Annotated in this window: 12 protein-coding genes; 7 read left to right on the plus strand and 5 right to left on the minus strand. The window is 63.8% G+C overall.

Annotation, left to right across the window (positions count from 1 at the left end):
• Positions 1-11 precede the first annotated feature (11 nt).
• From ACSU1L_RS01270 to tkt, 3 genes are read right to left on the minus strand one after another with little or no spacing between them, the layout of a single operon-like run.
• Positions 12-1,619 carry a glucose-6-phosphate isomerase gene (locus tag ACSU1L_RS01270; RefSeq protein WP_439254357.1) on the minus strand — a complete coding sequence of 536 codons (1,608 nt, stop codon included), beginning with the start codon at positions 1,617-1,619 and terminating at the stop codon, positions 12-14.
• Positions 1,616-2,728, minus strand: coding sequence for a transaldolase (tal, locus tag ACSU1L_RS01275; protein WP_439254359.1), 1,113 nt, complete (start codon positions 2,726-2,728; stop codon positions 1,616-1,618). The genes ACSU1L_RS01270 and tal overlap by 4 nt, the downstream gene beginning before the upstream one ends.
• Positions 2,725-4,827, minus strand: a complete 2,103-nt coding sequence (tkt, locus tag ACSU1L_RS01280; protein WP_438255790.1) for a transketolase — start codon at positions 4,825-4,827, stop codon at positions 2,725-2,727. Before tkt ends, tal begins: the two co-directional genes overlap by 4 nt.
• A gap of 200 nt (positions 4,828-5,027) precedes the next feature.
• Between tkt and ACSU1L_RS01285 the strand changes: the two genes are divergently transcribed.
• Positions 5,028-5,948: a heme o synthase gene (locus ACSU1L_RS01285; RefSeq protein ID WP_439255030.1), complete on the plus strand. Its 921-nt coding sequence runs from the start codon at positions 5,028-5,030 to the stop codon at positions 5,946-5,948.
• Positions 5,949-6,242: 294 nt separating this feature from the next.
• On the opposite strand, the gene ACSU1L_RS01290 is transcribed toward ACSU1L_RS01285, so the two are convergent.
• Positions 6,243-7,277: a COX15/CtaA family protein gene (locus ACSU1L_RS01290; protein ID WP_439255031.1), complete on the minus strand. Its 1,035-nt coding sequence runs from the start codon at positions 7,275-7,277 to the stop codon at positions 6,243-6,245.
• Positions 7,278-7,561: 284 nt separating this feature from the next.
• On the opposite strand from ACSU1L_RS01290, the gene sufB reads away from it, so the two are divergent.
• The 6 genes from sufB to ACSU1L_RS01320 are packed head-to-tail and all read left to right on the plus strand — an operon-like array spanning position 7,562 to position 12,776.
• Positions 7,562-8,980, plus strand: a complete 1,419-nt coding sequence (sufB, locus tag ACSU1L_RS01295; RefSeq protein WP_438255891.1) for a Fe-S cluster assembly protein SufB — start codon at positions 7,562-7,564, stop codon at positions 8,978-8,980.
• Entirely contained in the window at positions 8,981-10,186 is a 1,206-nt protein-coding gene (gene sufD, locus ACSU1L_RS01300) for a Fe-S cluster assembly protein SufD (protein ID WP_439254360.1), read from the plus strand. It begins immediately after the preceding gene.
• Positions 10,183-10,509 (plus strand): non-heme iron oxygenase ferredoxin subunit, encoded by a 327-nt coding sequence (locus ACSU1L_RS01305; protein ID WP_438255889.1) that lies wholly within the window; start codon positions 10,183-10,185, stop codon positions 10,507-10,509. The genes sufD and ACSU1L_RS01305 overlap by 4 nt, the downstream gene beginning before the upstream one ends.
• A 1-nt stretch (position 10,510) precedes the next feature.
• Entirely contained in the window at positions 10,511-11,281 is a 771-nt protein-coding gene (gene sufC / locus ACSU1L_RS01310) for a Fe-S cluster assembly ATPase SufC (RefSeq protein WP_438255888.1), read from the plus strand.
• Positions 11,282-11,290: 9 nt separating this feature from the next.
• Positions 11,291-11,620 carry a metal-sulfur cluster assembly factor gene (locus ACSU1L_RS01315; RefSeq protein WP_438255887.1) on the plus strand — a complete coding sequence of 110 codons (330 nt, stop codon included), beginning with the start codon at positions 11,291-11,293 and terminating at the stop codon, positions 11,618-11,620.
• Between the two features lies 1 nt (position 11,621).
• Positions 11,622-12,776 carry a MalY/PatB family protein gene (locus tag ACSU1L_RS01320; protein ID WP_439254362.1) on the plus strand — a complete coding sequence of 385 codons (1,155 nt, stop codon included), beginning with the start codon at positions 11,622-11,624 and terminating at the stop codon, positions 12,774-12,776.
• Here the strand turns inward: ACSU1L_RS01320 and ACSU1L_RS01325 are convergent.
• The gene (locus tag ACSU1L_RS01325) at positions 12,769-14,058 is read right to left on the minus strand and encodes an acyltransferase family protein (RefSeq protein ID WP_439254363.1); all 1,290 of its coding nucleotides are present in this window, start codon (positions 14,056-14,058) and stop codon (positions 12,769-12,771) included. The two genes, ACSU1L_RS01320 and ACSU1L_RS01325, sit on opposite strands and share 8 nt — an antisense overlap.
• Positions 14,059-14,080: the final 22 nt, after the last annotated feature.

Below are 14,080 nucleotides of genomic sequence, written 5' to 3' on the forward strand. Positions count from 1 at the left end.
CTCCTACGAATTTACTTCTGGGCGGCTTCGAACAGCGCGAGCACATCGGCTGAGTCATCGGTGATGGTGAGGGTCACGACCGGACGACCGTGCTCGGCGAGCACAGCGGCATCGCCGGCAGCCTGTGCCTGGATGAGCTGGCCGAAAGTGAACGGGCGTTCGGGAATCTCAAGGTCGACGTCAGTGCGCTCCAAGATCTGCAGGAAAACACCCTGGGCCGGGCCGCCCTTGTGGTACTGACCCGTCGAGTGCAAGAAGCGCGGACCCCACCCGAATGTCGTCGGGCGGCCCGAATCGGCCGCGACAAGTTCGCGAAGGCCCTGCAGCTGCGTCAGCTCCAGGCGATTGACATATGCCTGAATCGAGACATAACCGTCCTCGGGCAGCTGCGCCCACAGGGCATCCAACACGGCCTCGATATTGCCGGAGACAGCAAGAGCAGCATCCGAGACACGCACCTCGATGCCGTTCTCCACGAACGCCGGCGCAGTCGGCTCGGGCCGAGCATCCAGCAGACCGCGGGCTGCGACCTTGGCGGATTCGACATCCGGCTGGTCGAAGGGATTGATGCCGAGAAGGTAGCCCGCGATCACGGTGGCGTACTCCCAGACCAGCAGATTCGCGCCGAGCGTGCCGCTGACGAGGATCTCGCCCTGGTGACGTTCGCGCAGGTGGAATTCGTTGGCGTCGTCGACAATGCGTACGATCTGCAGATCCGACGGCACCTCGTCGACCTCGGGCGAAACCGGAAGCAGGACGACCGGAAGGATGCCAGTGCCTTCCTTGCCGGTCGACTCGGCGATCAGCTGCTCGATCCAATCCGGTAGCCCCACGATGTGCGTGCCATCGGTGATCAGCCCGAGCTTGTCGCGACGCGGGTTCGTGGCGGCGATCGCAGCGCCCAGACGCAGCGCCGGGTTGTCAGCCTGATCGACCGCGACCTGCAGCAGCGTGGCTTCTGCCTCGTCGAGCAATTCGGCGATGTCGACACCGGCAAGTCCCGACGGAACCAGGCCGAAGGCGGTGAGCGCCGAGTAGCGCCCACCGACGTTGGGATCGGCGTTGAAGACTCGGTATCCGTCGGCACGCGCGGCAGCATCCAGCGGCGAACCGGGGTCGGTCACGATCACGATGCGCTCGGTGGGGTCGATGCCCATGTCGCGGAATGCGGCCTCGAAGGTTCGCTTCTGCGAATCGGTCTCGACAGTGGACCCGGACTTCGACGACACGACGAGCGCCGTGTGCTCCAACCCCTCATCAAGAGCGGCCAGAACCTGTCCAGGAGCGGTCGAGTCGAGAATCGTGAGCGGGACGCCCGCGGTCTGACTGATGACCTCAGGCGCCAGAGACGACCCACCCATACCGGCGAGAACCACGTGATTCACGCCCAGGGCGCGCAACTGATCCCGCAACGCGATGATTTCAGGAACCAACGGTCGCGAGACCGAAACCGCTTCGACCCAGCCCAGGCGCTTGGATGCTTCTTCCTCAGCGGCTTCGCCCCACAGTGTGGAATCGAAACCGGTGATGCGCGAAGCGATGAGATCGCCCACCAGCTGTGGGACGACCTCGTCGATCGCAGCCTTCGCGGCGCCCGAGGCGTGGATCGAGAACGTCATCGCTGCGCCTCAAGCCCTTCTGCGACCTGGGTGAGCAGGTCGTGCCAAGAGTCGATGAACTTCGTCACGCCTTCGTCTTCCAACACCTGGGTGACGTCGGCGAAGTCGATGCCGACCTCGGCGAGCCCGGCGAAGACCGCACGCGCCTCTTCGTAACCGCCAGTGATGGTGTCACCGGTGATGACGCCGTGGTCGAAGGTCGCCTCGAGAGTCTTCTCGGGCATCGTGTTGACGACGCCGGGGGCGACGAGCTCGGTGACGTACAGGGTGTCGGGCAGCGCCGGATCCTTGACACCGGTCGAGGCCCAGAGCGGACGCTGCAGGTTTGCACCGGCATCCACAAGTGCCTTCGCACGGTCGGCGGCGAACGTCTGCTCAAACAGCTCGTAGGCGAGCCGCGCGTTGGCGAGGCCGGCCTTGCTCTTGAGCGCTTCCGCAGCGGCGGTGCCGATGACGGTGAGGCGCTTGTCGGTCTCGGTGTCCACGCGCGAGACGAAGAACGATGCAACCGAGTGGATCGTGGCGAGATCGATGCCGGCAGCCTTCGCGGTCTCCAGGCCTGTCAGGTAGGCGTCAATGACCTCGGCGTAGCGCTCGAGGCTGAAGATCAGCGTGACATTGACGCTGATGCCAGCGCCGATCGCCTGCGCGATTGCGGGAAGCCCGGCCTTGGTGGCAGGAATCTTCACCAGCAGGTTCGGGCGGTCGACCTTCTCCCACAGCTGTTTGGCCTGTGCCACGGTGCCGTCTGTGTCGTGTGCGAGGTCGGGGGAGACCTCGATCGAGACACGGCCGTCGACGTGGCCGGACTTCTCCCACACCGGACGGAACACGTCCAGAGCGGCGGCGACGTCCTGCGTGGTGGCCGCGAACACGGCGTCTTCAGCGATGGCACCGGAGCCGGCCAGCTCGGTGACCTGAGCGTCGTAGGAGGTGTCGTTCTTATCGGTGATCGCGTTTGCGAAGATCGTCGGGTTAGTGGTCACACCGACGATGTTGCGCGATTCGATCAGCTCCGCGAGGTTGCCGGAGTTGATGCGGGTGCGAGAGAGGTCGTCGAGCCAGATGCTGACGCCGGCGGCTGCGAGATCTGCGGTGGGGGTGCTCATGCGTTCTCCTTGATGCTTTCGCGCGCCGCCTCGACGACGGCCTCGGCGGTGATGCCGAACTTCTGGAACAGGGTCTTGTAATCGGCGGATGCACCAAAGTGGTCGATCGCAACGGAACGACCCTTGTCACCCACGATGCCGCGCCACGTCAGCGCGGATCCGGCCTCAACCGAAACACGCGCCGTGACGGCGGCCGGGAGCACGGACTCGCGGTACGCGGCATCCTGCTCGTCGAACCATTCCAATGACGGAGCGGAGACGACGCGGGCGTTGATTCCTTCGCCGGCAAGTGTTTCGCGAGCGGCCACAGCGAGCTGAACCTCAGAGCCGGTTGCGATCAGGATGACGTCCGGCGTGCCGTTGGGTGCTTCGGCGAGCACGTAGGCACCCTTGGCGGCGTTCGCAGCCGATGCGAAGACCTCGCCGGATGCTTCGCCATCACCGCGCTCGAACACCGGAATGTTCTGACGGGTGAGCGCGAGGCCAGCGGGGGAGCCGTGGCGGCGTAGCAGTTCGAGCCAGGCGGCCGAGGTCTCGTTCGCATCCGCGGGGCGCACGACGGTGAAGTTGGGGATCGCACGCAGTGCTGCGAGCTGCTCGACCGGCTGGTGGGTCGGGCCGTCTTCGCCGAGGGCGACAGAGTCGTGCGTCCACACGAAGATGCTCGGGATGTTCATCAGCGCAGCCAGACGCACAGCCGGGCGCATGTAGTCGCTGAAGATCAGGAAGGTGCCGCCGAAGGCCCGGGTCGGGCCGTGCAGCACGATGCCGTTGATGATCGCGCCCATCGCGTGCTCGCGGATGCCGAAGTGCAGCACGCGGCCGTACGGGTTGCCGGACCATTCATGGGTCGACCACTCCGCGGGGATGAAGGAGGCGGCGTTCTTGATCGTGGTGAGGTTTGACTCGGCAAGGTCGGCGGAGCCGCCCCACAGCTCAGGCAGCTCAGCAGCCAGCGCGTTGATCACCTGGCCGGATGCTGCGCGAGTGGAGACCTCCTTGCCCGCCTCGAACACCGGCAGTGCGGAGTCGATGTCGGCGGGAAGCTCCTTCGCCTCCAGGCGGTCGAGCAGCGCCTTGCGCTCGGGGTTTGCGGCGGCCCAGGCATCGAACGACTTCTGCCAGGCAGCGCGTTCCTCGGCGGCGCGATCAGCCAGGGCCCGGGTGTGCTCGAGCACGTCGTCGGCGACGACGAAGCTCTGCTCGGGGTCGAAGTCGAGAACCTTCTTGGTCGCGGCGAGCTCGTCGGCGCCGAGAGCAGAGCCGTGGATCTTGCCGCTGTTCTGCTTTCCGGGCGAGGGCCAGCCGATGATCGTCTTGAGGATGATGAGCGACGGCTTAGTCGTTTCGCCCTTTGCTGCCTCGATCGCAGCGTGAAGCTCGGCGACATCTTCGATGTACTCGCCGGTCTTCTTCCAATCGACCGTCTGCACGTGCCATCCGTAGGCCGCATAGCGGGCGGCGACATCTTCGGTGAAGGCGATGTCGGTGTCGTCTTCGATCGAGATCTGGTTCGAGTCGTAGATCGCGATCAAGTTGCCGAGCTGCTGGTGACCGGCGAGCGATCCCGCTTCGCTGGTGACGCCCTCCTGCAGGTCGCCGTCACCGGCGATCGTGTAGATGAAGTGGTCGAACGGGCTGGTGCCAGCGGCGGCTTCCGGGTCGAACAAGCCGCGCTCGTAGCGGGCAGCGTAGGCGAAGCCGACAGCGGATGCGAGCCCCTGACCGAGCGGTCCGGTGGTGATCTCGACGCCCTTAGTGTGGCCGTACTCGGGGTGCCCCGGAGTCTTCGAGCCCCACGTGCGCAGCGACTTGAGGTCGTCGAGTTCGAGACCGAAACCACCGAGGTAGAGCTGTACGTACTGCGTGAGGGAGGAGTGACCGACCGAAAGGATAAAACGGTCGCGACCGAGCCAATCGGTGTCGGTCGGGTCGTGGCGCAGGACACGCTGGTAGAGGAGGTACGCCGCGGGAGCGAGACTCATCGCCGTACCAGGGTGACCGTTGCCGACCTTCTCCACGGCATCCGCCGCAAGGATTCGGGCGGTATCTACCGCGCGTCGATCGATCTCAGCCCACTGGAGTTCTGTCACGGTCATACCCTTTCCAACAACTACGAGGGCGCCCGAATTCCTTCAGCGCGTCCGCATCGTCACGGACAGGTGCACAGCGCCGGGCGCGCGAGTGGTTTTCAGCATAGCGCTGTGAGCGCAACCGCGAAATGCGCTTTACGTCGCGAGTCGTTCAGTTTGCTTGCCCTAGAATGAGAGGGTTGTCGTTGGTGTGCGCTGAGGAGGCGATCGTTATCTCGACCATGTCGCAGACGACGGCGGTGAACCGCTCGTTCGGTCGGACTATCAAGGCATATGTCGCGTTGACGAAACCGCGTGTTCTCGAGCTTCTTCTCGTTTCCACCGTTCCGGTCATGATCCTTGCCGAGGGCGGTATGCCGAACCTCTGGCTCGTGCTGGCCACCGTCATCGGCGGATCGCTGAGCGCGGGCTCTGCCGCGTCCTTCAACATGTACATCGACCGTGACATGGACGCGCATATGCGCCGCACCGAGAACCGGCCGATCATCACTGGCGAAGTGTCACCGCGAGCAGCCCTGATCTTCTCGTGGGTGCTCGCCGTGGTATCGACTGGCTGGCTCGCGCTGACCACCAACTGGCTGACGACAGCCTTGTCGGTAGGTGCGATCTTCTTCTATGTCGTGATCTACACGCTGATCCTCAAACGCCGCACCGAGCAGAACATCATCTGGGGCGGTATTGCGGGATGTTTCCCGGTCGTCATCGGCTGGTCAGCTGTCACCGGTGAAGTCGCGTGGCCGGCGATCATCCTGTTCGCACTCATTTTCCTGTGGACCCCGGCGCACTACTGGCCGCTGTCGATGAAGTACCGCGATGACTACGTCGACGCGGATGTTCCGATGCTCGGTGTTACGCGCAACGCCTCGCAGGTGGGCCTGCAGGTGATCCTGTATGCCTGGGCGACGCTGGCATGTTCGCTGCTGCTCATCCCGGTTGCGAATATGGGGCTGGTCTATTCGGTCTCGGCAGTCGTCTTCGGCGGCTGGTTCGTGTACGAGTCGCACCGGCTGTACAGCCAGGCGGTTCGGGGGACGAACCCGCGTCCGATGCGCGTTTTCCACGCATCGATCAGCTACCTGACGCTGCTCTTCCTCGCTGTAGCGGTTGACCCGCTGCTGCCGTTCTGATCGCACGCCTGAATACCGCTGGCGAGTGGCCATTTGTGGCGCACTTTTTCCCCAAAAGTGAGCCACGGACGCCCACTGCTTTTCTGACAGTTGCGTCTCGGGACCTGCCTGACAGTTCTCGTGGTCTTGCACGATCCGGGGCTGGCTATGACGCTTCTCGCGCCGTAGCGGTTAACCCGCTGCTGCCGTTCTGATCCCACGCCTGAATACCGCCTGCGAGTGGCCATTTGTGGCGCACTTTTTCCCCAAAAGTGAGCCACGGACGCCCACTCGCAAGAGGGATGCGCGGGTGGATCAGGGGGCGGGGCGCTTGAGGCGCAGCACCACGACGGTGTACGCGGCGGCGGAGAGCGCGGCCAAAACCATGTGGATGCCGACGAGGAGTCCGGGGAGGCCATCGCGAGACTGCCACACTCCGACTGCCACCTGCACCAGAACAGCGAGTACGAGCACCAGGAGCCACCGGCGCGGCCGAAGCCGCTGCACCCAGGCGAATACTGTCAGTACCGTCAGCAGCGCCGCGAGGATGTAGCCGGGCCAGGAGTGAATGTGTGCGAGCACCGTGGCGTCGAAGCCGTCACGGATGACGTTCACATCGCCCGAGTGCGGCCCGGACCCCGTGGTGAGCACACCGAAGAAGATCGTCGCGGCCAGAGCCAGACCGGTGACGTGCGTCACGATCGCGAACCAGACGGGCACGGCGCGCTCGCGCGGACCGGGAGCGGCATCCAGGCGAACCAGGAATGCCGCGGTCGCGCACACCAGCAGCAGAGATGATACGTAATGGAACCCGACGATCGAGGGGTTCAATCCGGTGAGCACGGTGATGCCGCCGACGAAAGCCTGCGCGACAACACCGATCAGGACGATCCACGCCAGCGCGGAGAGATCGCGGCGCATCGGCGTCGTTCGAAGGGAATGCACCCCTGCGACGATCGTCACCAGCAGCAGGCCCAGGGAGAAGAACGGGAAGCCGGGAAGTCCGAGTGCCGAAGTGATCGCGAAGCATACGACGCCGACGACGATGCCGCCGCCCGCAAACCAGAGCGCCGCGCTGACGGGGCGGCGTCCACCGACCGAGTGCAGCACCAGCAGCAGCACGGCGATAGCGAGGAGCCCGACCAAGCCGGTCATCGTGCGGTTGCCGAACTCGATGATGCCGTGGATGCCCTGTTCCGGTGTCGGAACGAGCGACTCCGGTGTGCACAGCGGCCATTCCGAGCATCCGAGTCCCGATCCGGTCAGTCGAACAGCGCCGCCGGTGCCGATGATGATCACCTCGGCCAGGAACGACAACCACGCCAGAACGCGCAACGGTCGACCGATCATGGCGGATCCGCCAACGCGTTCGGGGGAGTCGGTGAGTTCTGCGGTTTCGGGCATGCGTCCTCCGGCCCGTTCCTGGCGCTGGGCACGGCCCGTTTGTCAGGGGGAACCTGTAGAATCGGATTGTTGCGATGCATGCGCTCAGCGCAAGGTGCATCACCAACAGTTTAGGCGCGAAGAATGCGTCCGTGATGAGGCCCACCAGCGGCTCCCACCCCGTATCATCTGCGGGGCTATGGCGTGCCGGGGCGGATGACACCGTTTGGGTCCAACAAGGAGAGTGTGTGATGTCGGATGTGCTGATCGACCGCCCAGAACTCGATGGTCTGGGGGTGTACGAGTTCGGCTGGCACGATGAAGACGCCGCTGGCGCCATCGCCAAGCGCGGTCTTTCTGAAGATGTTGTCCGCGGTATCTCGGGGCTCAAAAAAGAACCCGAATGGATGCTGAAGACCCGTCTGAAGGCTCTGCAGCTCTTCGGACGCAAGCCGATGCCGACCTGGGGCGCAGACCTCAGCGATATCGACTTCGACAACATCAAGTACTTCGTCCGCTCCACAGAGAAGCAGGCGCAGTCGTGGGAAGAGCTCCCGGCTGAGATTCGTGAAACCTACGAGCGTCTGGGAATCCCGGAGGCCGAGCGTCAGCGTCTTGTCGCCGGCGTCGCCGCCCAGTACGAGTCCGAGGTCGTCTACCACCAGATCCGCGAGGATCTGGAGGAGCAGGGCGTCATCTTCATGGACACGGACACTGCGCTGCGTGAGCACCCCGAATTCTTCGAAGAGTACTTCGGCAGCGTCATTCCCTCTGGTGACAACAAGTTCGCAGCCCTCAACACGGCCGTCTGGTCGGGTGGTTCATTCGTCTACGTCCCCAAGGGCGTCCACGTCGAGATCCCCCTGCAGGCGTACTTCCGCATCAACACCGAGAACATGGGTCAGTTTGAGCGGACGCTGATCATCGCCGATGAGGACAGTTACGTTCACTACATCGAAGGCTGCACCGCCCCGATCTACAAGTCGGACTCGTTGCACTCGGCCGTCGTCGAGATCATCGTGAAGAAGAACGCACGCGTTCGTTACACGACGATCCAGAACTGGTCGAACAACGTTTACAACCTCGTCACCAAGCGCGCTGTCGCTCACGAGGGCGCAACCATGGAATGGGTCGACGGCAACATCGGCTCCAAGGTGACGATGAAGTACCCGTCGATCTACCTGATGGGCGAGCATGCCAAGGGCGAGACGCTCTCCGTTGCTTTCGCAGGTCCCGGTCAGCATCAGGATGCTGGCGCCAAGATGATCCACATGGCTCCGTACACGCAGTCATCGATCGTCTCGAAGTCGATCGCCCGTGGCGGCGGACGCACGGGCTATCGCGGAGAAGTCCGTGTTGATCCAGCCGCGCACCACTCGTCGAACTCGGTCATCTGCGACGCACTGCTCGTTGACACCCAGTCTCGATCGGACACCTATCCGTCAATCGACATTCGTGTCGATGACGTGAAACTCGGCCACGAGGCCACCGTCTCGAAAGTCAGCGAAGAGCAGCTGTTCTACCTGATGAGCCGTGGCATGGAAGAGACCGAAGCGATGTCGATGATCGTCCGCGGCTTCATCGAGCCGATCGCACGCGAACTTCCGATGGAGTACGCAATGGAGTTGAACAAGCTCATTGAAATGGGCATGGAAGGATCGGTCGGCTAAATGGCGGCCTCTACGACAGCGCCCACCTCGGCGCAGCAGACGAACGCGCACATCGACCCGGCAGCCCAGGTGGCAGATGCTGGATTCGTTCCCGTGCAGACCCGATCCGAACGACCGCGCTCATTCGAGCCCGCCGACTTCGGAACTCCGACCGGCCGCGAGGTCAACTGGAAGCACACACCGGTTGCTCGTCTGAGCGGCCTGTTCACTCCGGCTGAATCAAATGACGGTGTCACCTACGAGATCACCAGCGGCGAGCAGTACATTGCCGACACGCTGGCCGCAGGTACAGCGCCGCGTGGCGAGTTCTTCGTTCCGGAAGACATCGTGGCAGCTGTGGCCTGGCAGGGAAGCGTCGACGGCATGCACGTGCGCATCCCGCGCAATGAAGAGGTCGCTGAACCGATCCTTGTCACGGTGACAGGCCAGGGCGCTGACAAGCGTGCCGACTCTCACATCGTGATCGAGGCGCAGGAGAACAGCGCGGCAACAGTTATTCTGCGTCACCAGGGATCTGCCCAGTACGCGCAGAACATCGAGATCATTGCTCGGGCAGGATCGCGCCTCACCGTCGTCTCCGTCCAGCGCTGGGATGACGATGCCATCCACGCCGCGTCACATCAGACGCGCGTCGACAAGGACGCACAGCTGAGGCACTTCATCGTCAGCTTTGGCGGCGGAATCGTGCGCGTGAACCCGAACCTGGAGCTGGCCGGTACCGGTTCCGAAGGCAAGATGTATGGCCTGACATTTGCAGATGCCGGACAGCACCTGGAAAGCCAGGTCTACATGCACCACAAGGGCGCTCACACCACCGGCGACGTGCTCTACAAGGGCGCGCTCCAGGGTGAGAGTGCGCGCAGCGTGTGGATTGGCGATGTTCTCATCGGACGCGATGCCACTGGCACCAGCTCCTATGAGGCGAACCGCAACCTGGTGCTCACCGCGGGCGCACGCGCCGACTCGATTCCGAACCTCGAGATCGAGACCGGTGACATCCTCGGTGCCGGCCACGCCAGCGCTACAGGACGTTTCGACGACGAGCAGCTGTTCTACCTGCAGACTCGCGGCATCTCTGAAGAAGAGGCTCGCCGTCTGGTGGTGCTCGGCTTCCTCACCGACATCGTGCTGCGCCTCGGCATCCCGTCGCTGGAAAGTGAACTGCTCGCGGCGATCGATACCGAACTCGCCGGAGTCAACGTATGAGCGCTCAGCGCGCCTGCGGCATCACCGATCTTGAGCAGGACACTCCGCTGCGCGTTGAGCTCGATGGTGTCCCGATGGCGATCGTTCTCGACTCCGCCGGTGAGATCCATGCGATCGGTGACACCTGCACCCATGGCGAGATCTCGCTGTCCGAAGGGTTTGTTGAAGGCGACACGCTGGAATGCTGGGCCCATGGCTCCGCCTTCTCGCTGCGTACCGGCATCCCCCAGAATCTCCCCGCTTATGAGCCCGTTCCGGTCTACGTCGTTGAAATCAACGGCGATGACGTGCTCATTGATCCGACCGTGACGAAGGAAGTCTGAAATGTCTGTTCTTGAGATCCGCGACCTGCACGTGACGGTCGAGACCGAGGCGGGGACGACCCCGATCCTCAACGGCATCAACCTCACCATGAAGACCGGTGAGACGCACGCCATCATGGGCCCGAACGGCTCAGGCAAGTCCACACTGGCGTACACGATCGCCGGTCACCCGAAGTACACCGTCGCCAGCGGCTCGATCACCTTCGACGGTGACGATGTTCTCGAGATGAGCGTTGACGAGCGTGCGCGCGCCGGTCTCTTCCTCGCGATGCAGTACCCGGTGGAGATCCCCGGTGTGACGGTCACGAACTTCCTGCGCACCGCGAAGACCGCGCTCGACGGCGAAGCTCCCGCGATCCGCTCGTGGACCAAGGACGTCAAGTCCGCGATGACCAACCTGCGCATGGACCCGAAGTTCGCGCAGCGCAACGTCAACGAAGGCTTCTCCGGTGGCGAGAAGAAGCGTCACGAGATTCTTCAGCTCGAGGTTCTCAAGCCGAAGTTCGCCGTGCTCGACGAGACCGATTCTGGTCTCGATGTCGACGCGCTGAAGATCGTGTCGGAGGGCGTGAACCGCGCGAAGGAGTCCACCGGACTCGGCGTGCTTCTGATCACGCACTACACCCGCATTCTGCGCTACATCCGTCCGGACTTCGTGCACGTGATCGTCGGCGGAAAGATCGTCGAAGAGGGCGGGCCTGAACTGGCTGATCGCCTTGAGGAAGAAGGCTACGACCGCTTCTTCGACCCTGCTGCGCCGATCGAAGCGTAGGCTGAGGTCATGACCGCGACGCTTGCCCCAGAGAAGTTCGACGAGGTCACCGAGGCTCTGAAGGACGTCATGGACCCGGAGCTCGGGATCAACGTCGTCGACCTCGGCCTCATCTATGACCTGAGCTGGGATGACGAGAACGATGCTCTCGTCATCCACATGACACTGACGAGCGCTGGCTGCCCGTTGACCGATGTGCTCGAAGAGCAGACGGCAGAGGCGCTGGACTCCGTCGTTGACCGCTTCCGCATCAACTGGGTGTGGATGCCGCCGTGGGGTCCGGAGAAGATCACCGATGACGGACGCGACATGATGCGGGCGCTCGGCTTCGCTATCTGACATGGAACGGCTCCGCGCTCTTTCGCTGGATGCTCTTCGCGAGCGCACCAGCGAGAAGTGGCGGGAGTACCCCGCCGATGTGCTGCCGCTGTTCGTAGCCGAAACGGATTTCGCTCTGGCGCCCGAGATCACTCGGGCGCTTGAGCGTGCCATTTCGATCGGCGACACCGGTTACGTGGCTTCACGCACCCCACTTGCCGAGGCATACGCCGAATTCGCGCACCGTCGTTTCGGCTGGTCTCCGGATGCTGCGCGCATGCGTTCTACTGCCGATGTGAGCATGGGCATCGTCGAGATTCTGCGGCGCGTCACATCGCCGGGCGAGCGTGTGATCGTCACGACGCCCGTGTATCCGCCATTCTTTGACCTCGTCGAAGAGGCCGGCGCCATCGTCGAACGTGTTCCGCTGCGAGACTCGGGAACAGGGTGGGAGCTCGACCTCGACGGCATCCATGCGGCGCTGGAAGCCGGCGCCCGAGCGGTGCTGTTGTGCAATCCACACAATCCGACCGGCACCGTGCACTCGGCGGCATCTTTGACCGCGCTTGCTGAGCTTGCCGCCGCGCACGGCGCTGCGGTGGTGTCCGACGAGATCCATGCGCCCCTCGTGCAACCGAATACCGGGTTCCGGCCCTTCCTGTCGATATCGGATGATGCTCGCGCGGTCGGCTACGCCGTCGTCAGTGCGAGCAAGGCGTTCAACCTCGCCGGTCTCAAGTGTGCGCTCATGGTGACAGCCTCTGACGACACCACTCGAGTCCTGCGGTCTCTGCCTATCGAAGTCGAGTGGCGCACCGGCCAGTTCGGGATGCTCGCCGCCGTCGCCGCATTCGCGGAAGAGAGCGACGTGTGGCTCGACAGTCTTCTGGTCACCCTTGATGAGAACCGACGGTTGGTGGCAGATCTGCTCGCCCAGCATCTCCCGGCCGCGCGCTATCGCCTGCCGGATGCCGGATACCTCGCCTGGATCGACCTTGCCGGTCTCGGCTGGGGTGACAACCCATCGAAGCGGATCCTTCGGGAGGCGAGGGTCGCGCTGCACTTCGGTCCGGCGTTCGGAGCCGAAGGGGCCGGTCACGTCCGGCTGAACTTCGGTACGAGTCCCGAGATCATCACCGAGGCCATCACTCGTATCGCCGCTCTCGACGTCAGCTGACCGCAACGCGTGCGCTGTCTGCTCGAGCGAGTCGCAGCGACAGAACGAGTATCAGCACGGCGCTGCAGGCAGTGAGCAGACTGGTACCGAAGACGAGCAGCATCACGACCGCGGTCGCACCGGTGAGGATCGCGACGGACAGACGGCGAAGTGACCCGGTAGCTGCGGGTGCCCGCTGAGCCTCGATCCGCGCGAAGATCATCGCGATCGTGGTGGTGCAGGCAAGCGCTGTGGCCAGCCACAGCGGGCGGCCAATCCACCATTCGATGCTGTTCAGCTCAGGAAGGGCGATCCCGATCGACATCGCGTACAGGGCGGTCGCGCCGGCCATCGCCAGCAGTACAGGCATGTGCCAGAGGTAGATCGTCATCGTGCGAGGGGTGACGAATCGCGTGAAAGCAGCAACGCGCGGGCGCCGGCTGAACTGTGCGATTTGGTTTCGGAACAGCGACAGGGCGGCAGTGTGTGCGACTCCGACCAGCAGCAATGCCGCGGTCGGTGGGTTGATGTTCGCGATGAGGTCGGGGGAGTAGATTCCGCAGACAAAGGTGAGAATCAGTGCGGTGGCGGCGGCAATGCCCGCCAGCATCCGGTTTCGTCTGCTCATCGCGTCGATGCTCCCGTCGGCGAGGAAGAAACCGAGTTGCTGCAGTGTCATCCATACGAACGCGAGGTTAATGAAACCGAGCCCATCCAACCCCGTCAGCGAACGGATGACGTCGACCGTCACGGCCGCTGCTGCGAGAGCGCCGATGGTGAGCAGGGGAGCGCGGCGGTGGGCCCCAGCCAGCGCCGGCAGCAGCGCCTGGCAGATCAGGAAGACTCCGAGGAACCACAGGGGCTGCCCATATCTGAACCCGGCAACGGCAATGAGATCGGCCGGGACGCCGGCGACGGTGAGCATGGCAAGAGCGACGCCGACGATCCCGATCGCGAAGGTGGCGGGCAGTAGCAAGCGATGGATTCGAGCTGCGATGAATTCTGCTGGGGTGCCACCTCTTTCGCGCACGCGCCGGTAGGCGAGCAGGCCCGAAAACCCCGCGATGACGAAGAACAGCGGCATGACCTGGAGGATCCAGCTCAGCGGAGCGATCCATGCCGTGCCGTCGCTGGCATTCTCGAACACGGGACCGGATGCCGTCACCGTCACCCCGACCATCATCGAGTGCAGCAGCACGACGCCCAGTACGCAGAGGGCGCGGATGAAGTCGATTCCCGGGTCGCGGGTAGTGAAGTGTCGGGCGGTCGGTGCGCTGCGCTGGGGTGCCTCGGCGATGGCCATGGGGTTCCTCCTCGGTGACTGT

Source organism: Microbacterium sp. A94, from assembly GCF_051842855.1.
GTDB lineage: Bacteria > Actinomycetota > Actinomycetes > Actinomycetales > Microbacteriaceae > Microbacterium.

Excerpts from the sequence above, each read along its gene's own strand:
- tal (WP_439254359.1), bottom strand. The coding sequence starts at position 2,728 with ATGAGCACCCCCACCGCAGATCTCGCAGCCGCCGGCGTCAGCATCTGG.
- tkt (WP_438255790.1), bottom strand. The coding sequence starts at position 4,827 with ATGACCGTGACAGAACTCCAGTGGGCTGAGATCGATCGACGCGCGGTA.
- sufC (WP_438255888.1), top strand. The coding sequence starts at position 10,511 with ATGTCTGTTCTTGAGATCCGCGACCTGCACGTGACGGTCGAGACCGAG.
- ACSU1L_RS01290 (WP_439255031.1), bottom strand. The coding sequence starts at position 7,277 with ATGATCGGTCGACCGTTGCGCGTTCTGGCGTGGTTGTCGTTCCTGGCC.
- ACSU1L_RS01320 (WP_439254362.1), top strand. The coding sequence starts at position 11,622 with ATGGAACGGCTCCGCGCTCTTTCGCTGGATGCTCTTCGCGAGCGCACC.
- sufB (WP_438255891.1), top strand. The coding sequence starts at position 7,562 with ATGTCGGATGTGCTGATCGACCGCCCAGAACTCGATGGTCTGGGGGTG.
- ACSU1L_RS01270 (WP_439254357.1), bottom strand. The coding sequence starts at position 1,619 with ATGACGTTCTCGATCCACGCCTCGGGCGCCGCGAAGGCTGCGATCGAC.
- ACSU1L_RS01315 (WP_438255887.1), top strand. The coding sequence starts at position 11,291 with ATGACCGCGACGCTTGCCCCAGAGAAGTTCGACGAGGTCACCGAGGCT.
- ACSU1L_RS01305 (WP_438255889.1), top strand. The coding sequence starts at position 10,183 with ATGAGCGCTCAGCGCGCCTGCGGCATCACCGATCTTGAGCAGGACACT.
- ACSU1L_RS01325 (WP_439254363.1), bottom strand. The coding sequence starts at position 14,058 with ATGGCCATCGCCGAGGCACCCCAGCGCAGCGCACCGACCGCCCGACAC.
- sufD (WP_439254360.1), top strand. The coding sequence starts at position 8,981 with ATGGCGGCCTCTACGACAGCGCCCACCTCGGCGCAGCAGACGAACGCG.